32 protein-coding genes are annotated in these 25879 nt (G+C 42.0%); 16 read left to right on the top strand and 16 right to left on the bottom strand.

Annotated features, from left to right (window positions below):
• The 4 genes from FFR00_RS21110 to radC form a co-directional block, all read right to left on the bottom strand.
• Positions 1 to 86 (bottom strand): valyl-tRNA synthetase (locus tag FFR00_RS21110; RefSeq protein WP_137672878.1); only part of this gene is annotated, 86 nt, incomplete at its 3' end.
• A 96-nt stretch (positions 87 to 182) separates the two neighbouring features.
• Positions 183 to 338, bottom strand: coding sequence for a 50S ribosomal protein L33 (gene rpmG, locus FFR00_RS21105; RefSeq protein ID WP_343212515.1), 156 nt, complete (start codon positions 336 to 338; stop codon positions 183 to 185).
• Positions 339 to 361: 23 nt separating this feature from the next.
• The gene (rpmB, locus tag FFR00_RS21100; RefSeq protein WP_137675396.1) at positions 362 to 598 is read right to left on the bottom strand and encodes a 50S ribosomal protein L28; all 237 of its coding nucleotides are present in this window, start codon (positions 596 to 598) and stop codon (positions 362 to 364) included.
• Positions 599 to 731: 133 nt separating this feature from the next.
• Positions 732 to 1406, bottom strand: coding sequence for a DNA repair protein RadC (radC, locus tag FFR00_RS21095; protein WP_137675395.1), 675 nt, complete (start codon positions 1404 to 1406; stop codon positions 732 to 734).
• Positions 1407 to 1534: 128 nt separating this feature from the next.
• Here radC and coaBC point away from each other — a divergent pair, with 128 nt between their 5' ends.
• From coaBC to mscS, 4 genes are all read left to right on the top strand, one after another.
• Positions 1535 to 2743, top strand: a complete 1209-nt coding sequence (gene coaBC, locus FFR00_RS21090; protein WP_174235979.1) for a bifunctional phosphopantothenoylcysteine decarboxylase/phosphopantothenate--cysteine ligase CoaBC — start codon at positions 1535 to 1537, stop codon at positions 2741 to 2743.
• Between the two features lie 13 nt (positions 2744 to 2756).
• Positions 2757 to 3212, top strand: a complete 456-nt coding sequence (gene dut / locus FFR00_RS21085) for a dUTP diphosphatase (protein ID WP_137675393.1) — start codon at positions 2757 to 2759, stop codon at positions 3210 to 3212.
• A gap of 51 nt (positions 3213 to 3263) precedes the next feature.
• Positions 3264 to 3857: a nucleoid occlusion factor SlmA gene (slmA, locus tag FFR00_RS21080; protein WP_137675392.1), complete on the top strand. Its 594-nt coding sequence runs from the start codon at positions 3264 to 3266 to the stop codon at positions 3855 to 3857.
• Between the two features lie 137 nt (positions 3858 to 3994).
• The gene (mscS, locus tag FFR00_RS21075) at positions 3995 to 4825 is read left to right on the top strand and encodes a small-conductance mechanosensitive channel MscS (RefSeq protein ID WP_137675391.1); all 831 of its coding nucleotides are present in this window, start codon (positions 3995 to 3997) and stop codon (positions 4823 to 4825) included.
• Between the two features lie 65 nt (positions 4826 to 4890).
• On the opposite strand, the gene FFR00_RS21070 is transcribed toward mscS, so the two are convergent.
• On the bottom strand, positions 4891 to 5346 hold the full coding sequence (locus tag FFR00_RS21070) for a hypothetical protein (RefSeq protein ID WP_137675390.1): 456 nt from the start codon (positions 5344 to 5346) through the stop codon (positions 4891 to 4893).
• Positions 5347 to 5564: 218 nt separating this feature from the next.
• Between FFR00_RS21070 and FFR00_RS21065 the strand changes: the two genes are divergently transcribed.
• Positions 5565 to 6242 carry a potassium channel family protein gene (locus FFR00_RS21065; protein WP_137675389.1) on the top strand — a complete coding sequence of 226 codons (678 nt, stop codon included), beginning with the start codon at positions 5565 to 5567 and terminating at the stop codon, positions 6240 to 6242.
• A 60-nt stretch (positions 6243 to 6302) separates the two neighbouring features.
• Here FFR00_RS21065 and FFR00_RS21060 read toward each other — a convergent pair whose 3' ends face one another.
• The 3 genes from FFR00_RS21060 to rph form a co-directional block, all read right to left on the bottom strand.
• Complete coding sequence (locus tag FFR00_RS21060; RefSeq protein ID WP_137675388.1) at positions 6303 to 6893, bottom strand: hypothetical protein; 591 nt, start codon at positions 6891 to 6893, stop codon at positions 6303 to 6305.
• Between the two features lie 180 nt (positions 6894 to 7073).
• A complete protein-coding gene (gene pyrE, locus FFR00_RS21055; protein WP_137675387.1) occupies positions 7074 to 7718 on the bottom strand; it encodes an orotate phosphoribosyltransferase in 645 nt (214 codons plus the stop codon).
• 13 nt (positions 7719 to 7731) lie between these two features.
• A complete protein-coding gene (gene rph, locus FFR00_RS21050) occupies positions 7732 to 8448 on the bottom strand; it encodes a ribonuclease PH (protein ID WP_137675386.1) in 717 nt (238 codons plus the stop codon).
• Positions 8449 to 8574: 126 nt separating this feature from the next.
• Here rph and FFR00_RS21045 point away from each other — a divergent pair, with 126 nt between their 5' ends.
• The 7 genes from FFR00_RS21045 (at position 8575) to FFR00_RS21015 (ending at position 14616) form a co-directional block, all read left to right on the top strand.
• Positions 8575 to 9435: a YicC/YloC family endoribonuclease gene (locus FFR00_RS21045; protein WP_137675385.1), complete on the top strand. Its 861-nt coding sequence runs from the start codon at positions 8575 to 8577 to the stop codon at positions 9433 to 9435.
• A 191-nt stretch (positions 9436 to 9626) separates the two neighbouring features.
• Positions 9627 to 10856, top strand: coding sequence for a site-specific integrase (locus tag FFR00_RS21040; RefSeq protein WP_137675384.1), 1230 nt, complete (start codon positions 9627 to 9629; stop codon positions 10854 to 10856).
• Positions 10849 to 11622, top strand: a complete 774-nt coding sequence (locus FFR00_RS21035; protein WP_137675383.1) for a hypothetical protein — start codon at positions 10849 to 10851, stop codon at positions 11620 to 11622. Before FFR00_RS21040 ends, FFR00_RS21035 begins: the two co-directional genes overlap by 8 nt.
• Before the next feature lie 214 nt (positions 11623 to 11836).
• Positions 11837 to 12049: an AlpA family transcriptional regulator gene (locus FFR00_RS21030; protein ID WP_137675382.1), complete on the top strand. Its 213-nt coding sequence runs from the start codon at positions 11837 to 11839 to the stop codon at positions 12047 to 12049.
• A gap of 123 nt (positions 12050 to 12172) precedes the next feature.
• Entirely contained in the window at positions 12173 to 12649 is a 477-nt protein-coding gene (locus tag FFR00_RS21025) for a hypothetical protein (protein ID WP_137675381.1), read from the top strand.
• Positions 12646 to 13887, top strand: coding sequence for a VapE domain-containing protein (locus FFR00_RS21020; protein WP_137675380.1), 1242 nt, complete (start codon positions 12646 to 12648; stop codon positions 13885 to 13887). Before FFR00_RS21025 ends, FFR00_RS21020 begins: the two co-directional genes overlap by 4 nt.
• 126 nt (positions 13888 to 14013) lie before the next feature.
• Positions 14014 to 14616 (top strand): tyrosine-type recombinase/integrase, encoded by a 603-nt coding sequence (locus tag FFR00_RS21015; protein ID WP_137675379.1) that lies wholly within the window; start codon positions 14014 to 14016, stop codon positions 14614 to 14616.
• 79 nt (positions 14617 to 14695) lie between these two features.
• On the opposite strand, the gene FFR00_RS21010 is transcribed toward FFR00_RS21015, so the two are convergent.
• The 7 genes from FFR00_RS21010 to FFR00_RS20980 form a co-directional block, all read right to left on the bottom strand.
• Positions 14696 to 15343 (bottom strand): endonuclease, encoded by a 648-nt coding sequence (locus FFR00_RS21010; protein ID WP_161985222.1) that lies wholly within the window; start codon positions 15341 to 15343, stop codon positions 14696 to 14698.
• 336 nt (positions 15344 to 15679) lie between these two features.
• Entirely contained in the window at positions 15680 to 16345 is a 666-nt protein-coding gene (locus FFR00_RS21005) for an AbiV family abortive infection protein (protein ID WP_137675377.1), read from the bottom strand.
• A gap of 120 nt (positions 16346 to 16465) precedes the next feature.
• On the bottom strand, positions 16466 to 17200 hold the full coding sequence (locus FFR00_RS21000) for a hypothetical protein (RefSeq protein WP_137675376.1): 735 nt from the start codon (positions 17198 to 17200) through the stop codon (positions 16466 to 16468).
• A 428-nt stretch (positions 17201 to 17628) separates the two neighbouring features.
• Positions 17629 to 18249 carry a hypothetical protein gene (locus tag FFR00_RS20995; RefSeq protein ID WP_137675375.1) on the bottom strand — a complete coding sequence of 207 codons (621 nt, stop codon included), beginning with the start codon at positions 18247 to 18249 and terminating at the stop codon, positions 17629 to 17631.
• 122 nt (positions 18250 to 18371) lie between these two features.
• A complete protein-coding gene (locus tag FFR00_RS20990) occupies positions 18372 to 19160 on the bottom strand; it encodes a hypothetical protein (protein WP_137675374.1) in 789 nt (262 codons plus the stop codon).
• A 168-nt stretch (positions 19161 to 19328) separates the two neighbouring features.
• Positions 19329 to 19721 carry a (deoxy)nucleoside triphosphate pyrophosphohydrolase gene (locus FFR00_RS20985; protein ID WP_137675373.1) on the bottom strand — a complete coding sequence of 131 codons (393 nt, stop codon included), beginning with the start codon at positions 19719 to 19721 and terminating at the stop codon, positions 19329 to 19331.
• Complete coding sequence (locus FFR00_RS20980) at positions 19708 to 20997, bottom strand: YDG/SRA domain-containing protein (protein ID WP_201798786.1); 1290 nt, start codon at positions 20995 to 20997, stop codon at positions 19708 to 19710. Before FFR00_RS20980 ends, FFR00_RS20985 begins: the two co-directional genes overlap by 14 nt.
• 618 nt (positions 20998 to 21615) lie before the next feature.
• Between FFR00_RS20980 and FFR00_RS20975 the strand changes: the two genes are divergently transcribed.
• The 4 genes from FFR00_RS20975 (at position 21616) to FFR00_RS20960 (ending at position 25580) form a co-directional block, all read left to right on the top strand.
• Complete coding sequence (locus tag FFR00_RS20975) at positions 21616 to 22398, top strand: hypothetical protein (RefSeq protein ID WP_137675372.1); 783 nt, start codon at positions 21616 to 21618, stop codon at positions 22396 to 22398.
• Between the two features lie 419 nt (positions 22399 to 22817).
• Entirely contained in the window at positions 22818 to 23192 is a 375-nt protein-coding gene (locus tag FFR00_RS20970; protein WP_137675371.1) for a DUF6172 family protein, read from the top strand.
• Between the two features lie 195 nt (positions 23193 to 23387).
• The gene (locus tag FFR00_RS20965; RefSeq protein WP_137675370.1) at positions 23388 to 24152 is read left to right on the top strand and encodes an endonuclease; all 765 of its coding nucleotides are present in this window, start codon (positions 23388 to 23390) and stop codon (positions 24150 to 24152) included.
• A 156-nt stretch (positions 24153 to 24308) separates the two neighbouring features.
• Entirely contained in the window at positions 24309 to 25580 is a 1272-nt protein-coding gene (locus FFR00_RS20960; RefSeq protein WP_137675369.1) for a GGDEF domain-containing protein, read from the top strand.
• Positions 25581 to 25787: 207 nt separating this feature from the next.
• Here FFR00_RS20960 and FFR00_RS21735 read toward each other — a convergent pair.
• A partial coding sequence (locus FFR00_RS21735) for an integrase core domain-containing protein (RefSeq protein WP_137674858.1) occupies positions 25788 to 25879 on the bottom strand: 92 nt, incomplete at its 5' end.

The following is a 25879-nucleotide window of genomic DNA, read 5'->3' as shown; positions in this document are numbered from 1 at the left end:
TCGATGCGCGCTACAACACCTAATTTAAAGGCTAAGGTGTAATCTCGTTGTGTGCGCTTACGGCTTGAGTTAATGGGTGTTGTCATAAAGAAGTCCTCTTTATGTCAACCTATTTCCGGACGGGACAAAAGGCCAAAAAAAAGCCCAGCCTAAGCTGAGCTTTTTTACATAATAGCCAAAATCTATTTGATTTTGCCTTCTTTGTACATAACGTGCTGACGAACAACAGGATCAAATTTTTTGATTTCCATTTTCTCAGGCATGTTACGTTTGTTCTTATCAGTGGTGTAGAAGTGACCAGTGCCAGCTGATGAGTTCAAACGAATTTTCTCGCGAATACCTTTAGCCATTATTTAGCTCCTTATACCTTCTCACCACGACCACGCATCTCAGCTAAAATAGCGTCGATACCTTTCTTGTCGATGATGCGCATACCTTTAGTAGATACGCGTAATTTAACAAAACGCTTCTCAGTCTCTACCCAAAAACGGTGAGATTGTAGATTAGGCAAAAAACGACGACGAGTGCGGTTTTTTGCGTGCGATACGTTGTTACCAACAGCTGGTTTTTTACCAGTAACTTGGCATACTCTAGACATGTCAGTCTTCTCCAAATATGTACTTCTGCTCGAGCATCTGTTCATGCCCCGTTAGGCCGTCGCCCGGGACGACAGAAAGGCCGCATTTTATACAGGAAATAGAACCCTAGATCAACTAAAAATTGAACAAAGATCAGATCCAACCGCGCTCGGCGAAAGACACAGTCTCTCCACAGCCGACCACTACATGGTCTAAAACTCGAACATCGATTAGCTCTAAAGCCTTGATTAATTTAGTAGTTATTTGCTTATCGGCCAAACTTGGTTCGGCCACACCCGAGGGGTGATTATGGGCAAATATTACTGCAGCGGCATTTTTTTCTAATACCCGCTGTACCACCACCCGTGGATAAACACTGGCGGCATCAATCGTTCCGAAAAATAGCGGCGCGAATTGTAACACCCGATGCTGATTATCCAAAAGCAATATCGCAAATACTTCACGTTGATGGTGAGATAATTCCATAGAAAGGTAGTTTTTTGCCGATTCAGCAGTATTCAGCACACTATTTTCACTGATCTCGGCCAACAAATACCGCCGACTCATTTCTATGCTGGCATGCAGTTGTGCATATTTTGCACTGCCCATACCGCGTTCAGCACAAAACTGCTGTTGATCAGCTGCTAATACTTTTCTTAAGGAGCCAAATTGAGTGAGTAAATGCTGCGCCAAACTCACTGCATCTAATCCCACGCACCCTACGCGTAAAAAAATCGCCAGTAGTTCAGCATCACTTAAACTCTCAGCTCCTTGGTTTAATAGCTTTTCTCTAGGACGTTGTTCGGCGGGCCAATCACTTATTGCCATAAAATAGTAATAACAGATGAATCAGTAAAAATAAGCGTAGTCGAAACTGCCACCTTGTGTATGCGGAGATCTTAAGTTTTGTGATAGGCTTGCCGATATCAAACGGTGATTAATATTTCGGTATCAGCATGTTAACGGGAAAGAAGATCCTGCTCGCCATAACCGGCGGTATTGCAGCGTATAAAATGCCAGAGCTTGTGCGTCGCTTAAAAGAGCAGGGCGCAGAAGTAAAAGTGGTAATGACTAACCACGCCACCAGCTTTATTACCCCGTTAACCTTGCAAGCGGTATCTGGCGAACCGGTGGGGCAAGAAGTGGTAGACCCCGCTCAAGAAGCCTCAATGGGTCATATTGCTTATGCCAAATGGCCAGATTTAGTATTGATGGCGCCTGCCACGGCAAATAGCATTGCCAAATTTAGCCATGGTTTAGCCGACGATTTAGTCAGTACATTGCTCCTCGCTACAGATGCCCCGATTGTGATTGCTCCAGCAATGAATCAACAAATGTATCAAGCGATGGCAACTCAAGCCAATTTAAGCCTTCTCAAGCAACGCGGCGTGCCCATTTGGGGCCCAGCTCAAGGCGAGCAAGCCTGTGGTGATGTAGGCCCTGGGAGAATGCTAGAGCCCGCTCAGTTATTGGCAAACGTACAAGCCATGTTTGCTCCAAAAGCACCTCCAGTGCTAAACGGCGTCAATGTAATGATTACCGCTGGCCCAACTCGCGAAGCCATTGACCCAGTGCGTTACATTAGCAATCACAGCTCGGGTAAAATGGGCTTTGCTTTAGCCGAAGCAGCTCAGCAACTTGGTGCCAACGTAACCTTGGTATCAGGTCCAGTTAATCTTGCTACGCCAAAGGGCGTAGAAAAAGTGGCAGTTAATACCGCGCAAGAAATGTTAGACGCAGCACTTGAAAATGCAGCCCAATGCGACATTTTCATCGCCTGTGCGGCAGTCGCCGACTATCGCGTTGCCGACGTGGCCGAGCAGAAAATCAAGAAAACCGATGAAAGCGACGAGATGCAATTACGTTTGGTGAAAAACCCAGATATTGTGGCCACCATTGCAAGTTTAGCCAAAAAGCCTTTCACGGTAGGTTTTGCGGCAGAAACCCAAGATGTTAGCCACTATGCACAAGATAAAATGGCGCGAAAGAATTTAGATATGATCGCCGCCAATGACGTATCAAAACCTGAACAAGGTTTTAATAGTGAACAAAATGCCCTAACGGTATTTTGGCCAACCGGCCATCAGCAATTAGACCTAGCTGATAAATCGGCACTGGCACAACAATTACTGGCACTGGTTGCCAAGCAGTACGCTGCACAATAATCAAAATAAAAAAATGACCCAAATAGCACTAAAAATACTAGACCAAAGAATTGGCACTACCTTTCCAATGCCAGAATATGCAACGCCAGGCTCGGCCGGCATGGACTTACGCGCCTGCCTAGACCAAGCCGTAACATTAGCCCCCGGTCAAACCGAGCTAATACCTACCGGCCTTGCGATTCATATTGCTGACCCTACGCTTGCAGCCACCATTTTACCGCGTTCTGGCCTTGGCCATAAACACGGCATTGTACTAGGTAACCTCGTCGGACTTATCGACTCAGATTATCAAGGACAATTAATGGTGTCTTGCTGGAACCGCGGACAAAGCACTTTTACTATTGAACCCGGCGAGCGCATCGCCCAGTTAGTTTTTGTACCCGTGGTACAAGCTAGCTTTGAAATAGTAGAAGACTTTACCGCCAGCCAGCGCGGCGAAGGTGGCTTTGGCCATTCGGGCACCCAATAAACGGTTATCAAGTAGTACGCTAATAGACTAATAAAAAGGATTACAATAAAAATGGCGGGAAAACCAAAAAGCAATCGCCGCGAACAAATTCTGCAGGCGCTTGCGCGCATGTTAGAAACCAGCCACGGACAACGCATCACCACAGCCAGTTTGGCTAAAGAAGTCGGTGTATCAGAAGCCGCGCTTTATCGCCACTTTCCAAGCAAAGCACGCATGTTTGAAGGGCTAATAGAGTTTATAGAAGAAACCTTGTTATCACGCATTAATCTGATTCAAGAAGAGCAAAAAGATACACTTAACCGTTGTCAGCACATTCTTATGTTGTTACTCGGGTTTGCCGAGCGTAACCCAGGCTTAAGCCGCATTTTAACTGGTGACGCCCTGCAAGGTGAGCACGAACGTTTACGCGCTCGTGTGAGTATTTTATTTGAAAAAATAGAAGTGCAGCTAAAACAAGTATTACGCGAACGCCGCCTACGCGAAGGCCAAGGTTTCTTGATTGAAGAAAACAGCCTAGCCACTTTATTGCTGGCTTATACCGAAGGCCGAATTAGCCAGTATGTTCGCAGTGAATTTAAACTTGAGCCAACCGCACAATTTGATACTCACTGGGGCTTTTTGAAGCAACAGTTGATTCAAGGTTAAACCCGCGTTCAAAACATTGCGCCCATGCATCTCATGCTGGGCGTACTTTGTGCTTTCTGTAAAAAAATTAGACACTTGTTTGTAATCAAAAAGCTGCTAAATTTGTAGCAACTTTTAACACTAATAGGTCTAAAAACATGGACGTACTAAATCAAGGCACAAGCTGGTTGGAAAACAACCAAGACTTGCTAATGCAATACGCAATTAATATTGCTGCCGCTATTGTTGTTCTGTTTGTTGGTATGATCGTAGCGCGCGTAATGGCGTCTAGCGTAGAAAAACTAATGAACGCCCGCAACCTCGACTCAACCATTAGCCATTTTGTTGGCTCAATGGTGAAATACGTGATTGTTGCTTTTGTTATCATTGCAGCGCTATCGCGCATTGGTATTCAAACTGCTTCTTTTGTTGCCATTATTGGTGCCGCTGGTTTAGCCGTTGGTTTGGCACTACAAGGTTCACTATCTAACTTTGCTGCCGGCGTACTAATTATTGGTTTCCGCCCATTCAAAGCGGGTGACTACGTAGAAATTGCCGGTACTTCTGGTTCTGTTGCTTCAGTGCAAATTTTTACTACGGTATTAAAAACGCCAGATAACAAGCAAGTTGTGGTACCAAACGGTTCTGTATTGGGTGGCAATATTGTTAATTACTCTACCCATCCTACCCGTCGTGTAGACTTGGTGGTTGGTGTTAGCTATAACGCCGATTTGGCTAAAACCAAAGCCATTTTGCGTGAAGTATGTGAAGCAGATACTCGAGTACTTAAAGATCCAGACATCACTATTGGTGTGTCTGAATTGGCTGACAGCTCAGTAAACTTAGTGGTTCGCCCATGGGTAAACAGTGCTGATTACTGGGGTGTGTACTTTGATTTAAATGAAAACATCAAAGTAGCATTAGACAATGCAGGTATCGAGATCCCATTCCCACAAATGGATATACATTTGGAAAAAGTAGCCAGCTAAACGGCTCTCTCCTCCAAATAGAAAGCACAGCCTAGGCTGTGCTTTTTTGTTACTACATTGTGTCGCTAAATATCGTCTAAGCGATGAGTAGCATGCACCATTTGTTGTTGGCGTTTTTCTTGATGCTCAATTAAGTTTGCTAAAAATTGCCTAGCACCCAACATGGTGAGTTCATCTTTAGCTAAGCGTAATAAGCCTAGAGATTGTTCGCTAAGCTCTAAAGCCAAGCTACCCACATCATCACTTGTCATATCGGCGGGTTTACTCAGTTTAGCCACCTTATCTAAGAGGTCTTGCTCTAACCGAATATCTGTCCAGGTGTCTAATAGCTCTGGCTTAGCTTGGCTAATAAAGGCTTGTAAATGAGCGGCGTTTTCTCGCTCCTGATGCTGCAAATAATTGAGCAGCATACGTACTCGCTCAGAATCAGCATTAAGCTCTAATCGTCGATACATGGCTTGCATCGCCTCACGGCAACTTACAAAATGTTCGAGCAATAAATTAAGTTGATTAAATCGCATCTTCCGCTCTCTAGTTAAGCCCTGATACTTACTATAGTAGAGCCACAAAACACTTTCGTTTTGCTTAAGACAAGTTGGCTTGATTTACATCAAACAGATGAAGCGCCAAACCCTATAGTTGCGAGCAAGAACAAATTTTATACAGCACTTAATTAGTAAGCGGCGATGGAATAAATTTGCTAAGTTACTCTTTAAACCACTGATATTAGGTTAACAAGATGAAAAAGCTCATAGAATGGAGCGACAAAAACAACTTCTATTTTCTTACTATTGCGCTTGTTGGCTATATTTTTTTGGCGGCTTGTCTTGACCAATTTTGGCAAGGCGATGGCTTTAAGTTTCTGCAAATCGCCATGGTATTAGTGCTAGCAGCAGGAGTGTGGCAAGCCAAAGGCAAACGACTTTGGTATGTAACTGGTTTAGGGTTTTTGCTCACCAGTACTACCTTGGCCTTTTTTAGTTATTGGTTTGAGGCTGAAGGCTTAGTGAGCTTGTATCTAAGCATCGTATTCTGCTTTTTAGTGATGACAACGTGGACAGCCTTAAAGCAAGTGCTGTTTACCGGCAATATCGACAGCAATAAAATCGTTGGGGCTATCTGTATCTTTTTACTGATAGGCCTAGGCTGGGCCCACTTGTACACCATACTTAATTTTTGGTTTAACGATGCATTTAATGGCGTGCCCACCGAGCACTGGAGCACCCAAATGACTGACTTCATCTACTTCAGCTTTGTTACGTTAACCACGCTAGGATATGGCGAAATCACTCCTAATACGCCCATTAGTCGATTTTTTACTTACAGCGAAGCGATCTTTGGTCAATTCTATATGGCTATACTGGTAGCGAGTTTAGTGGGAGCGCGAATGGCAAGCAGAGAAAACGAGCACTCATAAGCACTTCAAAGCTGTTTAAGCTTGCGCCGAACAGCTTTAAAGCTCGCACTGGCGGCATGACTACTGTTGCTTGGTGGCTAACATCATCGCCACTACGCGTAACGATAACGCCGCTAACATGAGTATGCTTGGCCCATTAACACCCTGCGTTTTTAATAGCATAGTGTTGTTTTGAATCACCACTGCGTGACTAGTTGTCGTGGTTTTAGCGGCAGTTTTCGCCAAGCTATCTAAGGAGCTAAGTAATTTGTCATAAGAACTGACTTCACCGGCCAGCATATCCATTAACTCATACGCTTTTTTGTCTTTAAAAGGCGACTTAATCGATTCATCCTTAAGCTGTTTACCTATCTTTTTCATCGCACTATTAACCGCGTTTTCTAAGCCATTCATATTGGCAACTTTACTGTTAGTTGATTGCCTAGCACTAAAACGATGCTGTGGCGCAGCTGCTTTTTCTTGAGCTTTACCAATATTAAGCACATTGCTCTTTGAGCTTTTAATTGTTTTGCTTAAGTGGGCAAGCTTATCAGCAGCCGTTTTTACTTTTTGCTCCCACTGAGAGTCGGTGCTGCGGTTTTTAATGGCGGTTAAGGCGTTTGAAACGAGCAGTGAGATTTGAGTTTTTGTGGCATTGAGTTCAACAGACATGAGACTTCCTTAGTTCTCTGAATTACATGCAATTTCCGAAAATACAGGGTTATTAACCCTAAGCATCGCTACTCTATCCATTAAAAACAAAAGCATCAATATAGCGGGTGATAAATACCGCATTTTGGCCAAAAAAAAGGCGACTTAACAAAGCCGCCTTAGGTTTAGATATTATAAATGCTAAGCAATACCGTATTGTTCGCGATAAGCGCTCACTGCCTCTAGTGCTGTTTGATTATCGCTTTGTTCTTCTAAGTAGGTGATTAAATCAGCCAACTTAACAATCGAGATAACCGTAGCGCTGTAATCGCGTTCAACTTCTTGAATTGCCGACAGCTCGCCTTTACCTTTCTCTTGGCGATCTAAGGCAATAAGCACACCGGCTAACTCAGCGTTGTGGGCATTAATAATGTCCATAGATTCACGAATCGCAGTACCGGCAGTAATTACATCATCCACTAGCATGATTTTGCCAGCTAACTCAGAGCCTACCAAGCTACCGCCTTCGCCATGAGTTTTCGCTTCTTTGCGATTAAAGCAGTAAGGCACATCTTTACCATGGTGCTCGTCTAAAGCAACCACAGTAGTGGTAGCAATAGGAATACCTTTGTAAGCTGGGCCAAATACCAAGTCATAATCAATACCTGAATCTTGCAAAGCCGCCGCGTAAAACTTGCCTAAGCGGTTTAAATCTCGACCAGTATTAAACAAACCCGCATTAAAAAAGTAAGGGCTAGTGCGGCCAGACTTTAAGGTAAACTCGCCAAATTTTAATACGCCTTTGGCTAAAGCAAATTCAATAAACTCTCGTTGATAAGCTTTCATCTTCTTCTCTCAATTACTTAGCTAGGGCTTCGCGCTGGGCAGTATTGATTTGGCTAATCCCCTCTTTGGCAAAGGCTAGCATTTCAAGCAGCTCTTCATGGCTAAATGGTGCGCCTTCGGCAGTACCTTGTACTTCAATCATGTTGCCGTCTTCACACATCACAACATTCATATCGGTTTCAGCTACACTATCTTCGGTGTACTCAAGGTCACAAACTACTTCGCCACCTACAACACCTACCGATACTGCAGCAATAAGCTGTTTAAGTGGGCTCACTTTTAGCTTCTTCTGCTCTATCATCCACCAAATGGCATCTTGCAAGGCTACGCAAGCACCAGTAATAGCCGCTGTACGTGTACCGCCATCAGCTTGAATAACGTCACAATCCACTACAATGGTGTATTCGCCAAGCGCTTCTAAATCAACTGCAGCACGCAGTGAGCGACCAATTAGGCGTTGGATTTCTTGAGTACGACCACTTTGCTTACCACGAGCAGCTTCACGGCCCATACGGCTATGGGTAGAGCGCGGTAACATACCATATTCAGCGGTAATCCAACCTTGGCCTTTACCTTTTAAGAAACGTGGCACACCATCGTCTACCGAGGCATTACATAGCACTTTAGTATCGCCAAACTCGACCAAAACAGAACCCTCGGCGTGCGCCGTGTAGTTTCGAGTAATAGTAATTGGACGCATTTGTTCAACAGCTCTTCCGTTCGGACGCATGGTAATAACCCTGTAATTTAAAATTCGCGGCTATTATATAGGCTTTTATCGCACTTGGTCACGCCTAGACTGACTAAGCGCCCAATAGCCGCTATAATCGAGCAAATTTATTAAGGGCATTCAACTATGATCCACAGCATGACAGGCTACGCACGTCACCAACTTAAAGGCGATTGGGGCAGTGCAACATGGGAAATTCGCAGCGTAAACCAACGTTACCTAGAAACTTACTGGCGCATGCCAGAACAGTTTCGCTCCCTAGAGCCAGTGCTGCGTGACAAAATCCGCAAGGCCCTACAGCGCGGTAAAGTTGAATGTAATCTGCGCTTCGAGGCCGACCAAGCCAACCGTGGCGAACTGCAGTTAAATAAAACCCTTGCCGAACAACTTATTCAAAATGCCGAATGGGTACAGCAGCAAGCGGGCGGGCAAATTAACCCAGTAGACATACTGCGCTGGCCTGGCGTAATGGAAACCCCCGAGCAAGACGCCGACGCCATTAGCAAAGAGCTACTCGCTGGCTGGCAAGAAGCGCTAACGGCATTTATTGAAAGCCGCGCCAGCGAAGGGGCAAATACCGCGGTGATGATTACCACCCGCCTTGATAAGATTACCGAGCAAGTGGCCTTTGTTCGTGAGCAAATGCCAGCAGTGATGCAATGGCAGCGCGAGCGCTTAAAAACCCGCCTAGCCGATGTGATTGACGAGCTAGACCCGCAGCGCATCGAGCAAGAAATGATTATGGTAGCGCAAAAAATTGATGTGGCGGAAGAGCTAGATCGCCTAGATTCACACGTAAGCGAAACGCAAAAAATCCTTAAAAAAGGCGGCGCCTGCGGCCGACGCCTCGATTTTATGATGCAAGAGTTTAACCGTGAAGCAAACACCCTAGCGTCTAAATCGATTAACGCCGAGATCACTCAAGCCGCGGTAGAGCTTAAGGTTTTAATCGAGCAAATGAGAGAACAGATCCAAAACCTAGAATAAGGTTTATATCAGTATTCCACTGACACGAAACACAACTAACACCTTGGTTAATAAGGATTTATTTGTAAATTAGTGTTTATCTTTGTTATCCTTAGTTCATCTGAAGATGATGACACAGACGATGACACATTTTTTATTAAGTAGTTTTTAGTACTGTTTTTTAATTTTGTGTCATCACTAAGGACAGCTTGGTGAACAACAAACAACTAGACGCCCTTATCCGTAAAGGCGACCCCGTTATGAAGTCCCTTGATACTGGGCTTTATTTTCGAATAGCTCGGGGTAAGCCATCTTGGGTAGTTAAATACACCATTAATGGGAAAAGAAGTCAGATTTCCTTAGATGGATCTTATCCTCATGTCTCAATCGTTAGCGCCAAGCTAGAGGCCGCTCAATTACGCGATAAGATTTCAGCCGGCATAGACCCTAAAGCAGCTCGAGCTAAAAACCGCAAAAAACAATATCACTTTCAGTCAGTCAATGATTTGTTTGAGGATTGGCTTGAAACGGATATAAAGCGCCGATTAAAGCATCCTCATATTCCGAAAAGAATCTACACCAATGAGTTAAAACCGCTCATTGGCGAGTTAGCACCTAAGGATGTAGAGCCCACTGATATCAGGGATATTATTCAAGCCATTGTTGACAGTGGACGCCCCTCAACAGGCAATCAAACCCTCATGTATGCCAAACAGATGTTTAGGCATGCGGTAAAATTAGGTCTGCTAATTCACAACCCAGCTCAGGCATTTACTCAGTCTGACGCAGGAGGCGTATGCATAGCCAGAGATAGAATGCTCACACTTGAAGAACTAGCGGTTGTATTTAAAGTACTGCGAGATAACCCCTTAATTTTCACCCGCCAGAATTATCTCGCAATTGCACTACTCACTTGCTTAGCGGTACGCAAAGGTGAACTCATTTCAGCAAGGTGGGAGCACTTCGACTTAGAAAAGCAGCTATGGCACATGCCCGCTGAAAATAAAACAGGTGTGGCAATCACGGTACCTCTACCTGAGCCATGTACGGACTGGCTCAAAGAGCTCAAGGTTCACGCTTGTGGCTCAGATTATGTTTTCCCTTCTCGTAGGCTCAGCAGGCGACGCGAGTATATTAGCGACGACACGCTAAATCACGCTCTTGCAAAAATGTTTGGAAAAAAAGTTGATAGCAACAAAGAGCCTTACGAGAACATGCTTGGAAAAGCAAGTATAGAACACTTCACTATTCATGATTTGCGCCGAACTTGTCGAAGCTTATTAGCCGCACAAGGAACGCCTGGTCATATCGCAGAGCGCTGCCTCAATCATAAACTCAAAGGCGTTGAAGGTATTTACGATCGCCACGACTACTTGAAAGAGAGAAAGGCGGCGTTGGATAAACTAAGTCAAACTTTGAAGGTAATAATAAACAATGCGTGACATACCGGAAGTAAAAATACTAAGTCATTACGACCCTATTAAACTTCTTATGGAAGGACCCGATGAACTAATGAAACAAACCCTGAGTGAACAGGGTGGAACTTATTTGGATTGGTTCGATAAGCCTTTTCAAAAAAGTAATTTGCGCCCTTTTGCGGAGAAACTTCAGGCCAACTTAAAACACTCTCCGCCTTTTCACTTGGCTTCACATAGCAATCTACAAGAAAATCTCGATTCTCTTCAAACTCAACTTGGAAATGAAAGTAAACAGCACCTTAACGGCTTAGGAGAATCGAAATATACATTGGAAAGCTTGAGCCAACAGAGTTTGCAGATTGCCGATGTGCTAAGAAATCACCCAGACAGTGAGCTTATAAATAACCTAGTTTCACATTCAATTTGTGAAGCCTTAAAGCTAGGCATGTCATTAGGAAAAATGGAGTATGGAGAGATACTTAATGAGCTCCTTACACATGGTTTTAACGACATAAAAAATCAAACCGCCTGGGAAAACAATGGGGCGATGAAAAGTAACAAAGAAGCCTACAAAACAGTACTAGCTATCGCATCAAAAACCCGCTCCAAATACCCCAGCGCCTCAACAGTCAAAATAGCTGAGAAAATTCTTCAGCAGCAAAAAGACATATTTTCTTGTAAAAGCCAAGTCCCGGAGCAAACAACAATAGAAAGCTGGATAAATGACTCCGAGGTTGAAAAGCGAGACAAATCAAAGAGAAATATCAGCTTCGAGTTAGTTATCCATTAATACCAACCATTCTCTTATTAACTCCAGCAATCCAGCGACGACACGGCTAAAAACTCTCGTACAGTGTGGGAGAAGCATACCCACATGAAATCTTAGCTTGTCTTTATTTACGAAGATATAACCACTCTAATTTAACGAAGGTATATCCCTTACCTTCGTTAACTCAACTAGCTCAAGTCACTATAGAACCTCAATTTACTTATGGAGTTCATATATGACTCAGCAACTAACTAACCGCTTTGTACGAGAGCGTGAATGCGCTCAAATCACCGGCCTTTCTCGCCAGCGCCGCTGGAAAATGGAAAAACAAGGCACTTTTCCTAAACGCATTAACCTAGGTCCTAGAACTATTGCCTGGAAACTTTCTGAACTACAGCAATGGATAGAAGACACAGCTAAAGCGGGGTACCTTGCAAATGCAAAGTAAGGTCGTTAGCCAAAAAAAACAGAATCAATCATCAATACTCTCAGTAAAGGTGATGGTAAAAATGATATGTGAGTTAACCCTTCTATTCGTTTTGCTATCTCTACTATGCAGTTACGGAGGGTAATGATGTTAAATCAACACCGCTTTTTGCCATCTAGTTCACCTGAGCAAGTAAAAGCCATAGCCTTACTAAATAAAACTCGAGAAAACTTAAGACAACTACAGGCTGCTGACCCTATTAGGCATAGAAAGTCCAACTGGAGAGAGACCGAAGTTATTCTGTTAACTGACAGTGTTTGGACGGCCAATCTACTTACAAAGCAAGCTGATATAGCTGTGGGGTGTATACCCAAACGAATGAATACTCTCAAAGCATTAGGTACTTTGACAGCAGCTTATCCCCAATCAACGATTGTGCTTTGCTCAGGAAATACTAAAAGCATTTCCACACTTACCGCTAATGTAATATCGCCACCTTGGAAAGAGACTCAGACTAAGTGTTCTAGGTTTTTATCACAATTAGATTGGTTAATAGATTACTTCCAGGCAACGAACCAGAAGCCTCTTGCTAATCATTTATCTTGCCGGAGGAAGCAATGACAATCGAAGTCAACTTTCCAGACATTGAGGAAACCGCAACAGGAAAGATTCGGCCTTTAAATACCGCCGACAATTTAAAAGCGTTACTAAGAGCTAACAAAATTAAAGCCATGCTAAATTTAATGACTTTAGAAACGGAAATATTTTTCCAAGACCAGCAAACAAAGCTTACCGATGAAGGAAGGCGTAGTTTCCTCATCAGCCTTGCAGCAAAATCAGGATTAGCAAAATCAACAATAGAAGATCACTTAATAGCCGTTGCAGAAAGTGCGCCTTACCACCCCTTTGCTAACTATTTAGACAGCTCTTGGGATGGTATACCACGAGTAGAATCGGCTCTCTCTAGCCTAAATGCGAAGTTCCCCGAACTAGCAAACACTGTGCTAACAACTTGGTTAGTGGGAGTTGTTGCTTCTATATATGAAGATAACTTTAAGTCCAAGTTAGTTCCTATACTACAAGGTCCTCAATCTGCTAAGAAATCAGCATTTATAGAGCGAATAGCAAATGTATTTGAAGGTGCTTTTTTAGAAGGTGCAGAGCTTAACCCTGACAATAAAGACAGTGTGCTTTCATGTATTCGCAGCTTAGCAGTTGAGCTTGGCGAACTCGAACGTTCTACAAAGAACAACCAAGGCAGTTTAAAGGCCTTCCTATCTAAAGGTGTCGACACAGTGAGGCCTCCTTATGCAAAAAGTGACATTAAAAAAATAAGGCAAACTCACTTTATAGCCACAGTGAACGGCACCGATTTTCTAAAAGACGAAACAGGTAGTTCTCGTTTTGCTGTTATCGAATTAGCTTCTTCGGTGGATATTGAATCGCTTAATACAAAACTAGGCTGGCAGTATGATAGTGCTGGCTCTTTGAAACTTAGTAATCCGCAATTATTAAAGCAGTTTTGGTTGGAAGTTAAGCATCTTTACCTACAAAAACACAGCTGGCACTTAAGCCAAGAAGCATTAACGCAAATGGTTAGCATCAACTCCAAGCACTCGGATAAAGGGGAGTGGTACGGCGTGCTAGAAGATAAGTTTTTTAGTAGCACCAGTGAAAATCGCCATGTACTTCCTTTAACTAGTACACGTATCTGCGAATTAATTGGTGAAAGCACTAAAAACAATCGTGCTATTGGTAAAGCGCTAATGATGCTAGTAAAAGAAAAGAGACTGAAATCGGTTAAACGAGGCAATGTAAATCATTACTACGTCCCTGTACCGATGAATATTAAAGCCTAACTTTAACAAAACACACCCCACCTAAACCACCTGCAACCAAGTATCGCGGTACTTAACAATGTATTACCTAACTATTGGTGTACTGGTGGGTTAGGTGGTGTTAAAGCTCAGAAACAGGAAAATTACATGGCTCGAGTTCACGCGGCAAGAGACAAGCAAGAGTTCACTATCATCTTAGAAACCCTTGAGAAAAACCATGGTTTAAAAGCCCGCTGGTTAGCTGAACTAACGGCGTTATGGGCACTGCGAATTAGCGACTTACTTGCCATAACAACCGCTCAAATAGATGAGGCATTCAAGCGCGGAGAGTTCACAATCAAGGAGAGAAAAACGTCAAAATGGAAGACTATCACACTCACAGAGCACGCAATTAAGTTACTCAATGAGATGAGATGCAAATACCCCAGAGATCAGTATTTGTTTGAAAGTAATTACGGCAATCGACACCTTCCAGTTAGTCGCCAAACAGCCTGGCGATGGATGACAGAAATAGAAGCAACCGTAATCACCTGGCGAAAAAAAAATGGAAAGCTCGGTGGAATCAACCTTGGAACCCACTCATTACGAAAATCCGGTTCAAGATTAAGACAACAACACGGCGTAACTTTAGAAGAGTTACAGCTTTTGTTAAACCACAGCAGGCCTGAAACCACTGTCAGCTATCTAGACAACAGGGAACAAGATTTGATCGATACATATTCTAAAGGTGACCAAGCTTTATTTACTTAACCTCGAGTTCAGCAATTATAGTCAGTATAGCTTCTGTGCTGGCTTTCAGTTCTATGCAGCCAGCTACAATCAATCAATTCTATCGAGGTTCAATAGCCCTTGGTTTAGGACCATTGCAATCCTCATAGCAAATGAATGGGTTCCCTCGTTTTTGAATCTTTGTAATCGCTTTATTTCTATCTAACTCGTGTTGATCAACAGGGTCGCTGTCATGCCACTGAGTAAGCTTTTTACGATCTATCTTAAGGGGCAGACCGTACGCCAAATGCATATAGAAAATTGTCCTAGCTATATCACCTTTAACACTATCCCTGGGTTCTACTAAACCTCCCACTTTTTCATAGTCGTCGCAGACATCTGTTTTTACCCTGTGCGTATCTTTCGGTAAAGATCCGAAGGGGTGGTTGCTACGTGACTTATTAATGTCTGCTCTAGAAGGCCAAAGATTATGAAGGTCTGCGCTTGCAAAGTGATAGGCATCTACTGGGCATGAGTCTCTGTTATAACAGCCAAAATGTTCTGCTATCCAAGATGCAGGATAAATATGCTCAATGTTTAAGCCAGCTCTGTCTGTGAAGTCTTGACCGCAATAGATTGTTTGTCCTCCGTCTTTATAGAGAGAATTCCAGAAGTATTTAACACGTGCTTCATCGTAAGTTTGAATAACAGTCTGGGAAAAAGAACTTGCTGAAAACAGCATTAGCAGTACAGAGAACATAAATTTCATTAGTGACTTCCTTATCATCTAACATTCTCTAAATGTTAGCAGTTTACTGGAAGTCTGCTGTTATTTTGGTGAGAACAGCAGTACAAGCTACGGGGAAAGGCGTGTTGCACACCATTCGCTGTAACACGCATCTGGACATAAACGCGTTAGGAAAGTAATTTATGCTGTAATGTTTTCGCTAACCCAAAGCTATGCATACTCAGTATTAACGCCGCGTTAAGTAGTGAGCAACGCTACCACGAAACCTAACCAAACCACCGTAAACACAATACCCAACGATGGAATGTAAAACGCCATGCGTTGGGAATCTGTCTTAAACGCTTTGTTATAACTCATTTAGCCAACAAACTCTTCGAAAGAGATATCAGATTCTTTCACCAAACCCTCATTGAGCATATCGTTGAACCATACTTTTAAAGCCACTTGCATTTCTGGCATTGAAGATTTCCAAACAGGTTTGATGTGTTTAACCCAAAGCTCAATCTCTTTTTGCGTATATGTTCGATGCTTACACAAAATACGAGCAACTCTCAGAATATCATCTGCAGCTTCTTCGTTGATTACTTGGCTAGGGACTGACCAATGTTTTTGACCTAAACAATCTGTGTAAAATCCGACTTGCTTTAGATCGTCTAGTAACGCTGGAAAATCGTTTTTATCGGAGTAAATACCACCGAAATCACGCAGTTTTGCACAACCACTTGCAACCAAATGAGGAAATACGTACATCACATTCTTTTTTGTATGTGTGCGATAAGCTTTCCATGCGTCTTTGACGTCATTGCCATTTCTTGCGACTGCTAACTCACGCAAGATTGAGATCTTGCCTGCCTCTTCAATTGCTAGCACAGCTATCGAATAAGCCGTCGGATAACTTTCAAGTTCAAATAGTTTTTCAGCGTCACTCAATAGTCGATTAGCGTTTTGTTGAGCAAAATTCATCCCATCAGCAATCTCGCTTACATTGAGTGTATTTTTCCACTGTTTCAGATTTTTACTCACGAGTACTCCTATGAGTTATAACGCCGCATTAAGCGGACTAAAATAGTGGGTTATAATGTGTAGCGAAGCGAAACTTAACCCACTGTTTTTGTTCAGTTTAAATGCCTTGTTATATGCGGTTTAGTATTCAACCGCTTGCTCAGTGTTTAATGGAAAATGATCATCAATATTTTCTTTTAACATTTCACCGTCAAATGTTTTGATTCTGCTTGCAGCAAGCCATTCTCCATTAATTTTTTTTAATCTAAGTTCTTGAACGAAGCTACCATTTCGAGTTTGAGAAAAAATGTTTAATTTTTTTTCTGTAATATTGCCAAGGTTTATCATTCCTTGGGTACTTGCTGTTTTTGCAGGGATATTTCCAACATCTAGTATCTTGTCATCACCAGTCATATTCTCCAGTGTTCTTGGTACTTTTGATGCTAAATCATATATTCTTACCTGCAATTCGTACATATTATAATTATCACTAACATTAGAAATAATTAGCTGCCCGCTATTAGTCTTACCATCCAGCGATTCAATAGTTAATTCGGGGTAACTATCACCTCCTGTTGTATGATTCAATATTTCAACATTAAGCTTATTTATCTCTTCACCTTTATCAATTAGTTGATCACTTTTCAATTGCAACTCACTACTTTTAGCTAGCAATTCATCATTTTTCTCATTAATTTCAGTGCTTTTTTCAGAGATAATTTCTGCTTGAGAAATTATCTCTCTTCCTTGCTCTTCAAGTTTATTATTTACTTTAGTTTGTAAATTTGAAGACCAAACGACACCTATAGTACTAATTAAAGCACCAAGTAATATTAACCCATTCGGGCCAACTAGCGATTGTAACAATGATGACATAATTGAACCTTGATTTTGTATTACGCTAAGCATATAACGCTAAGTAGGCCGCACGTGCGGCCTATCCCATTCAATGAGCGCGCGGCCTATCTCAAAAAATATGACCTTTATCACATTCGCTCATCAATTAATGATTTTATATTAACCCATTGTCTACCTTAGTTTTTTACTCGGTATCAATCAATCGTCGAGCCACTTCTTTCATTGATTGCTTTGACAAATGACACCAGAAACGCTGTGCGGATATACAGTTAAAAAGTGCGCAAACCTTGGAAGCTAAACTAATCCCAAGATTCCCTCGTTACTAACTAGTAAAGTCGAGATTCAAAACCATTAGTTTTGGTATGGAAAAAGCAGTGTGTAACCGTGTAATTCGTAAGAGGGCGTAACAAACTTTGGGGCATAAACGCGTTAGTAACTTTCGTGCGTTATCTGCCAATTTGGTTCCGTAATTCATCATTAGCATTAGAAAAACTGTTGAGAATGAAATCATGTTGTAGTACCAACTCATCTTCACAACTCTTACCCTGAAATAACACCTGGCAGTCATCTATTGTTGCAACGAATATTGGTCTGGTTTTAAGCATTGCTTTGGATAAGCCTGAAGCATCACAATACGTATTGAGACCGTCAATGCTTTTTGCCCATGAGCACCCCAGATTCTCCGAGCACTCTCCGTCCCTGCCTATTCGGTATAAGGTAATGACTTGATTACTAGGGGGATAGGTCTGCGGGAATTTCGACAGTTTAAAGTGAAAGCAATCATAATTACCTGAAATTACGTCTGAAGTGTACAGTTCAATAAGCATTTGGCGTTTCGCATTGCCATGCATTAACTTAATTATGAGATCTTTATGACATATAAGAAAATGCAGTAGACACTCCAAGTTATCGCCATGATCGCTAGTATAAAAATCAAGTCCTAGATCTTGCTCTGATTTCAATGTTCTATCAAGGTAGTCTAGTTCGTTACCACTCAGGTATTCACGTTGTAAGTGTTCGATATCGATAGCTATAGCATCGAATAATGAAGTTAAATATTTATTCAAACTGGTATTCCCTTATGAATTAATCCCTTATAACTGCATTGTAATCATAAGTTAAAAATGAGACTCACTTTACTGAAAATACCAGCTAACTTAGTGGCAACTTCTTGGGAAGATGATGGTTGTTATTGCCCACTAAACGTGAAGAAGACTTGTGCCCCGCCAATAAGAACGAGTAAAAATGTTAATATCTTCATCCAGTTCTGTTGTTTCAAAAGTTGGATGTGCCTTCGTTCGTCCTTTTCAAACTCTGAAATGGTATTCAAGGCTTGCGATGTGAGACTATATTGAAAGTTGTCCAATTTTAAGTCTCCACTCTCGACTAAAGACTCTAGCAGTAGTTTATTGAAAGATATGTTGAGGTCTTTATCTGGGTGAAATACCCAATGTAATGGGTGTTTTAGTTCATTTAGCATTATAGGTGATGTGCTAAAGTCTGGGTTTTGTACAGTCTTATCTACAATTTCTCTCAAGGTTTCTAGCTTTTCAAAGCGAGCTAATTTTCTTTTATTGAAAACAAATTGCTGTGCCTTACCAAGTAAAATCAGTCCCTTATAATAATGACTCCAACCTTTGTAGATCATCTGTATTGTTGAGTCATAGGTAAGGTTATAAGTTTTGTAAAAGTGAGTTATTTCGAGATCAGCTTCAGAAAACTCGCTATACGTGATGAATGAGTTGTCTGTGTGGCCTATATCATCCCCCTTCCACAGCCTGCCTTGTACACCTTTTGGTAGAACTTTATCAATTAGTAGTGAGTAGGAACCATCTTTTGCTTTTAAGTAAGCCGCTATGCAATCTACTTGTTGAGCTTTATCTCCTGTTCTTGGAATGGTTTCTGGGGCCAGCTTTTTATTTAGTACATTCAGAACAACCGAATAATACTTGTCCCTAATTATATTTCCTAATTTCAATGTCTTTACCCTAGAAGCACTTGGATATTAAAAGGGTACAAGGATTAGATAAAATTAGTCAACTCACGAGCTAATGAAGCGTGATTCAATCGCTATGAAACACGGAGTGGGGCAAAGGCTTGTTAGCAATAATCACCTCACACGCTAGATGAAAATAAGAAGCCAACTTCAACTAAAAGAGTCTAGTTTTTCTGCAATAGCAATATCCGCAGGAGCTAACCTTTTCTTAGCCAATAGATTCACATCTAGCCATTTAAATTTGTCATGATCGACCAATTTATAACTGCTTCGTTGGTAATCACATAGAAAAGATATTAGTTCGATATTGAAAGAGCCATAATTATGCAAAACGGTCATGAAATGCTCTTTTACAAGCACATCCATATCAAGCTCTTCAAGTAACTCACGCTTCAAACACTCCTCATACGATTCGCTTTCTTCGACTTTCCCACCAGGAAATTCCCAATAGCCCCCCATTGGCTTTTCAGGCTTACGACGACAGATGAATACTTGCCCCTCGTCGTTAAAAATGATTCCACAGGTAACTTTAATCGTAGCCATGAGAGCTCCGATGATATTTGAAGTTTTCTAAATTGATGTGATGATTGGGGTGGACTATCAATCTACCTTCTGCATCACCTAAAAAAGTAAAATCATCATCTACAGAAAACATTCCCTTATCAAACATTACGTGGTGGTTAGGACATAAGCACAATAGGTTATCGACACTATCGTCACCATCATGTGGACGGCCTAATGGTTTGATATGAGCCCCTTCAGAATAAAATCCATTTTTAGTTCTTATCGCTGTGCCACAAACCTGACACTGATGAGCATAGAGCTTCTTAATACTCTTAGATATTTTTGTATCACGAACCAGTCGAAGAATGCTTCCCGCTCGGCGTTCATTAGTTTTTTTCAAATACTCTAAGTTAGTATTATCACTAGGAATTCGATCAGGGTTTTCATCACTATATACAAGTCTATATCTACATATTCTGAAACCTTCATTCCCTACTTCTTGCCATGCGTCGACAACTCGGTATAACCCTGCATAGCTATAACCACTTTTTGGGGAGTATGGCGACTTATGTTGATGGCCACGAATCACCCTCACAGCAAGACCCTGGTCCATACTAGTCAACAATCCAGCATTTCCAGGCTGCAACCAAGTTTGATCACCAACTTGCTTCCCTTCTTTGTTACCGCCAGCACCTGTATAAACGATTTCATCACCGTAATCAGCATCATCTGAGTAACCACCTGAAAGTACAATTGCAGCCGTGCCTTGTTTACCATTCCCATCGATACCAGATGTCCAGACCCTATGAAAACTACTAGGCATCATTTCTTTTCGATCCTTAAAGTAATGACCTTCTCTTATCCCTGGGATGTCGCCAATAATCATTGGCCTCTTAGTTTTACGGGTTTCTTTTGGGAACTTACTTTCAGGAGTTAAACCTAGTTCTTTTATCGGCCTACCTACCTTGGAAACAATTTCAAAATTCAGTCTCGTCAGAACTTTAAAGCATTCGCTACCCAATCCTCCGGTAAAGTGATATGAATGTATTTGCTCGTCGAGAATTGAGCTTAAGGCAAGTCCAAATATAGCTTTAGGGGGATAGCGTTCACCATCATAGATTAAGTCATAACCGGTAGAGTCCGCATATGTTTCTACTTCTCTATTGTTAAGCACAAATCTTTTTATAGAAGCCTCTATATCAGCAACTGTTATAGGAGCAGCCAACTGCATTAAATTTTTCAGACGATTACTTACATCAAGCTCATACTTCATTAACTTTCCCTTACCCATAACTACCTGAATTATCTTTTCCATGCTTCATCAATAATATCAAACAAAATACATATGGTAAGTCCCAGAACATTAGACATTGGGCAAACACAACCTTTCTCTACAAGCCCCAATAGAGCTAGTTTTCTTCACATAACCCCAAAGGAAGTGTGAACATTGAAACAGTTTGACTGTAAAGTAACAAAAGAAGAATAACCTATTGAAAGGAAACAACATTCATTATTGAATTTCGTTTAGAAATATCATGTTGGCGATTTTGCTGTTGTACCTAACGATGTAGCGGCTTTTTAGGCAATAAAGAAGGTGAATACTTTTTGAGGAGCCATTTCTCTTCGTACGGCGTCTTCACCTTTAAGGGGAACAAGCTCGACCCTTTAAACGAAAGGCTTTATGAACTTTTTGTATGCTATTTTTACCCGTTTAAAAGACAGGCGTCACGAAATACCACTACAACAAACGCATAAAAATTCACGACTATTCACACTAATACTACTCTCACAGAAACAAACTATTGATACAATTAACCTTTGCGCAAGGTGGCCTGCCGTGATGTACTGAAATTAAAGCGCTATAGAATTAAAACCGATGACCATATTAGCCCCACCTCAGTATGTTGCATGCCCACATTGCAGTGGCTTAGCTATGAAATTCCGATTCGTATCCTTTAATTATAATCTTCATCTCGATGACCAAGAGCATTGGTCTGATGGGGCAACGACGCCAGATGATTTGTCGTTTCTAACTTCTTATGCTGTTTGCGCCCACTGCGTGCAGGTTTATTCTGTAAAACTGCTCAATGAGATTAATGAGCAAGTAGCCAAGCAGCAAGAGGCTATGCTTTCGCCAGCAGCACAAGATAAAATTACCTACTATCAAAAGCCCTCATTAAAGAATGCATTTAGAGCATTATCTGCAAATAACACGAAGCTTGGAAATGAGCTCAGCTTTAGGCTTTGGTTGTGGCGAGAAAGCAATACTGATTATCGCGATAATCCCTACACTCAATTTAGTGCTCCGCGTATAGATAACATGCGGGTACTACTGACAATGCTTGAACACTCTGGCATCGAAAACGAAACGGAAATACGCGCAGAACTGTATCGCCAACTTGGCCAATTTAAAGAGGCCTTAGCAACCTTGGCCAACTCAAAGGATAATGTTTACACTAGAGCAACACGTAAGTTCTCTGAACAACAGTCTATAGAAATAGTTAAGGTTGACCCTCAAGAAGATAGGCCTGACCCCAAACCCAATAAACAACCCGGTGTTTATTTTGAAGCGGATTGCTCAACTGTTATTGCCTACCCAGGCGGATGCGTCAAAACCATACTGTCAGACGGTTCACGCAGCATCAGATCGAAAAGAGGGCACGAAATGGACATTGACCACCGAGGGGAAGTTGGCTACCGGACCATACATGCATAGTGTGTATTTAGAATAATGTTACTGCTACACTGAGGCACAATAAAAGAACACGGCAATTTGATGTTCAAATGTATGTTTAAGGTCGATTGAGCGATGACCGTCTTACTTCAAACAAGAATGCTATAGCCTAAGACCTAACGATGACACAAACGTTGACACAAGACGAGAAAACGACAATGAAAACCCATAAAGCATTGTTTTGTAAAAACAAAAAATCGGCACTCCACAAATAGATCCAAAACCTCGAATAACCTAATCATAGCCATAACCTAAAAGCCTCTTACTCAAAGAGGCTTTGTTGCTTTCGACCTCGGCTATGCTGTGCTTTTGCAAACAATCTCGATTAATCCTTGCTCTATAGCCTAGAATCATTACAGTGTGCGTCCGTTCTATGCTTTAGACTGTTTTCTAGGATTATTATGAAAAAGACTTACCCGCTAACTCACCCAAAACTTAACTTAGCGCGCATTATTGAAGCCGCTAAGTATGATGCTAAAAAGTATATTCGCCGCGAGAAGAACAAAGCTTTGCCTGCTGGTGCAGATTTTTGGGCATTTGATTGTAAATACGGTCCTACTCAAGAAGAAGCAGAAGAAATTCATGTTTCACAAATTAACGCATCTATGGATAAAGCAGAGCAACAACAGCTACCGTCTTTCTACTTAGAGATTATGGCAAAGCCTGCAAACCGCCCAGAGCGACCGGTTTCTGAAGAAGCAATGGACGAAGAAGGCGCTGAGTTAGACGATATTATTGCTAACGCAGAGCAAGAGATAAGCAAAAACGCAGAGTAACACCGTTTACATTTGTCTTTAGAAAACAGTTAAGGCCAATCAGTTATTCCGACTAACGATTGGCCTTTGCTCAACCTGCTACACCACACCAACAATGCCCCCTCAAACCTAAGCCCCTAAGTTATTGATGATTAGCTGAGTTTATAAACTGCCTGTACAGTTGCCGCCTGTTCGTTTGGTTTTTATAAGATTAAGATGTACTTAAAAACAAGCCTAAGCAGCCTACTACGTTGTTTATTGCTGCTTACCCTTTGTTTCCCGACGCTCGCCCTTGCTGATGGAAATCAAACCATTGAATCTTTCACCAGCGCCAAGCGTTTGTTATTGCAGCAGGTGTATATTGAGCCCTCGATGCGTAACACCTTGTATTGCCAAGCCTCATTTGATGAGAAGAAAAATGTTAGCTTAAATGCTGGCTTTTCCACCAGCAAATACCTTAATCGACTGGCTCGCTATGAAACCGAACATGTCGTGCCTGCAGAAAACTTTGGTCGTAGTTTTAGTGAGTGGCGAGAAGGGCACCCAAGCTGTGTAAACAGCAAAGGAAAAAGCTATAAAGGCCGCCGTTGCGCAGAAAAAGCCAACAGCGAATACCGCTTAATGCAGGCAGACATGTATAACCTTTATCCTGCTATTGGTGCGGTAAATGCGGCGCGTTCTAACTATAACTTCACCATGTTAAGCGATAGCGCATCTAGTTTCGGCAGTTGTGATATGCGCATTGAGAGCCGTAAAGCGCAACCACCAGAGCTTGCTCGCGGACCAATTGCTCGCAGTTATTTGTATATGGACGCCAACTATTCTCGTTTTACGCTAAGCAAAAGCCAACGCAAATTAATGCACGCTTGGGATAAACAATACCCGGTTACACAGCATGAATGCCTAAGAGCAGAGCGCATCGAAAAGATTCAGCAAAACCGCAATGCCATTTTATATGAGTGCTGTTTAGCCATGAAATAACATAAGCTTAAGTACGATAGATTAGACTGAATGCTCTATTCCGCTCACCAAATGTGGTTATTTATACGTTATGAGCTGTAAAGCCCTTTAAAAAACATAGGATTAATTGATAATAACAGAGGATAAATAGTCACTCTTACTCTCTTCAATTGGTATATGAATTTACAGCAACGAGATGTTTACTACCCGCTACTCTTCCTAGTCTCTTTGGTATTAGTCCTTTGGCAATACTTTGGTATGGAACATCAGCTGAACTTCAACCTACACGAAGATTCTCCCATTTCGCTCTCACATCAGCTAGCAGATGGTCGCGTGGGAAAAGGCCTATTGCTGAAACAACAAAACAAAGCCACCTTGTTTTGTAGTACGCCCGCCGAAGACAGCGCCCAAGCCTGCGGTATGCAATTCCATCTGCAAAATGGTAAGCAACAAGGTATTGATTTAAGCGCTTATCAAAGCATCACTATAAACTTGTCTTATCAAGGCAATGCGCCCGATAACCTGTTGCTGCAACTGTATAACCCACAACAAAAAAAGCCTGAATATTTGCACCTCTACCAACAAAGCCTATTACCCCAACAAGGGCGCGGTACTTATAGTTTTGACCTAGACCAGCTTTATATCCCCTCTTGGTGGCAGTATGCTCAGCGCGACAAACCAAGCAGTGATGAAAACCAGTGGGTAACACATTTAACCTTACTTACCGGTGATAACCAGCAGGCTAAGAATATTGAACTATCACTACATTCTGTAGAGCTTGAAGGTAAATGGCTACAAGCTAAAGACCTCTATATAGCGTTACTGGTGGTGTGGTTGATTAGCATTACTCAGGCATTTTTTAGCGTATCGCGCGGTGTAAAAGCCCAAAACAAGCAATCTGATAAACATGCACTAGAGCTAAATAAAGTGAATAGCTTTTTAAGCATTGAACGCGACAACTACGAGTTTATGGCCAAAACCGATCCACTCACTAGTTGCTTTAACCGTGCGGGACTCAGCAGCATCTTCAGTGATATTGTGATCGAATATGTAGATATAGGTATGCCCGCTAGCATTGTGTTATTCGATATCGACCACTTTAAGCGAGTGAATGACCAATACGGCCACGATGAGGGCGACAAAGTACTGGTAAACATTGCTAACCTAATTCGTCAGCAAATCCGCGAGGGCGACTATTTAGCTCGCTGGGGTGGTGAAGAATTTCTTGTGGTATGTACACACACCCGGTTAAAAGGCGCATGTGCCTTGGCCGAGCATTTGCGTAAAAGTGTAGAAAGCACAGTTCTCAGTGAAAAAGCGCGTATAACGAGTTCTTTTGGCGTAGCAGAGATTAACTCCGGTTTCATTGAACAATGGATTAAACGCGCCGACAAAGCATTGTATGCAGCAAAAGAAACTGGCCGTAATAAGGTTGTTGCAGCTAAGTAGTCATTTCAACATTTTATGAAGCGCTACATTCCTAGGCACTTATTTTCTCGCTGCGTCAACCCACTAACCCTGAGCCAACCGGCACTTCGCTACACTCAACTAAACAAAGAAGCCACCAACTAATAAGCTAATGGCCATATAGTGAAAACTATGTTGCTACTCGCAATACAACATGACCCGTCCTGATATGGGTTGACACTTGATTGACTAAAACGCTCGATGCACTTCATCGGGCGTTTTGTATTTTAGTGCCTCGTGAGGCCTATATTCATTGTAGAGCTTAACCGATTCATCGACCA

Origin of the sequence: Agarivorans sp. Toyoura001 (assembly GCF_005405585.1) — a bacterium.
Lineage (GTDB): Bacteria > Pseudomonadota > Gammaproteobacteria > Enterobacterales > Celerinatantimonadaceae > Agarivorans.
This window is presented reverse-complemented; position numbering and strand designations above follow the sequence as displayed.

Excerpts from the sequence above, each read along its gene's own strand:
- coaBC (WP_174235979.1), top strand. The coding sequence starts at position 1,535 with ATGTTAACGGGAAAGAAGATCCTGCTCGCCATAACCGGCGGTATTGCA.
- FFR00_RS21025 (WP_137675381.1), top strand. The coding sequence starts at position 12,173 with ATGATGTTAAATCAACACCGCTTTTTGCCATCTAGTTCACCTGAGCAA.
- mscS (WP_137675391.1), top strand. The coding sequence starts at position 3,995 with ATGGACGTACTAAATCAAGGCACAAGCTGGTTGGAAAACAACCAAGAC.
- FFR00_RS21030 (WP_137675382.1), top strand. The coding sequence starts at position 11,837 with ATGACTCAGCAACTAACTAACCGCTTTGTACGAGAGCGTGAATGCGCT.
- rph (WP_137675386.1), bottom strand. The coding sequence starts at position 8,448 with ATGCGTCCGAACGGAAGAGCTGTTGAACAAATGCGTCCAATTACTATT.
- FFR00_RS20970 (WP_137675371.1), top strand. The coding sequence starts at position 22,818 with ATGAAAAAGACTTACCCGCTAACTCACCCAAAACTTAACTTAGCGCGC.
- radC (WP_137675395.1), bottom strand. The coding sequence starts at position 1,406 with ATGGCAATAAGTGATTGGCCCGCCGAACAACGTCCTAGAGAAAAGCTA.
- FFR00_RS21035 (WP_137675383.1), top strand. The coding sequence starts at position 10,849 with ATGCGTGACATACCGGAAGTAAAAATACTAAGTCATTACGACCCTATT.
- rpmB (WP_137675396.1), bottom strand. The coding sequence starts at position 598 with ATGTCTAGAGTATGCCAAGTTACTGGTAAAAAACCAGCTGTTGGTAAC.
- pyrE (WP_137675387.1), bottom strand. The coding sequence starts at position 7,718 with ATGAAAGCTTATCAACGAGAGTTTATTGAATTTGCTTTAGCCAAAGGC.
- FFR00_RS21065 (WP_137675389.1), top strand. The coding sequence starts at position 5,565 with ATGAAAAAGCTCATAGAATGGAGCGACAAAAACAACTTCTATTTTCTT.
- FFR00_RS20980 (WP_201798786.1), bottom strand. The coding sequence starts at position 20,997 with ATGGAAAAGATAATTCAGGTAGTTATGGGTAAGGGAAAGTTAATGAAG.
- FFR00_RS20965 (WP_137675370.1), top strand. The coding sequence starts at position 23,388 with ATGTACTTAAAAACAAGCCTAAGCAGCCTACTACGTTGTTTATTGCTG.
- slmA (WP_137675392.1), top strand. The coding sequence starts at position 3,264 with ATGGCGGGAAAACCAAAAAGCAATCGCCGCGAACAAATTCTGCAGGCG.
- FFR00_RS21010 (WP_161985222.1), bottom strand. The coding sequence starts at position 15,343 with ATGAAATTTATGTTCTCTGTACTGCTAATGCTGTTTTCAGCAAGTTCT.
- FFR00_RS20985 (WP_137675373.1), bottom strand. The coding sequence starts at position 19,721 with ATGGCTACGATTAAAGTTACCTGTGGAATCATTTTTAACGACGAGGGG.
- FFR00_RS20960 (WP_137675369.1), top strand. The coding sequence starts at position 24,309 with ATGAATTTACAGCAACGAGATGTTTACTACCCGCTACTCTTCCTAGTC.
- FFR00_RS21000 (WP_137675376.1), bottom strand. The coding sequence starts at position 17,200 with ATGTCATCATTGTTACAATCGCTAGTTGGCCCGAATGGGTTAATATTA.
- dut (WP_137675393.1), top strand. The coding sequence starts at position 2,757 with ATGACCCAAATAGCACTAAAAATACTAGACCAAAGAATTGGCACTACC.
- FFR00_RS20975 (WP_137675372.1), top strand. The coding sequence starts at position 21,616 with ATGAAATTCCGATTCGTATCCTTTAATTATAATCTTCATCTCGATGAC.
- FFR00_RS21070 (WP_137675390.1), bottom strand. The coding sequence starts at position 5,346 with ATGCGATTTAATCAACTTAATTTATTGCTCGAACATTTTGTAAGTTGC.
- FFR00_RS21015 (WP_137675379.1), top strand. The coding sequence starts at position 14,014 with ATGGCTCGAGTTCACGCGGCAAGAGACAAGCAAGAGTTCACTATCATC.
- FFR00_RS21045 (WP_137675385.1), top strand. The coding sequence starts at position 8,575 with ATGATCCACAGCATGACAGGCTACGCACGTCACCAACTTAAAGGCGAT.
- FFR00_RS21020 (WP_137675380.1), top strand. The coding sequence starts at position 12,646 with ATGACAATCGAAGTCAACTTTCCAGACATTGAGGAAACCGCAACAGGA.
- FFR00_RS21060 (WP_137675388.1), bottom strand. The coding sequence starts at position 6,893 with ATGTCTGTTGAACTCAATGCCACAAAAACTCAAATCTCACTGCTCGTT.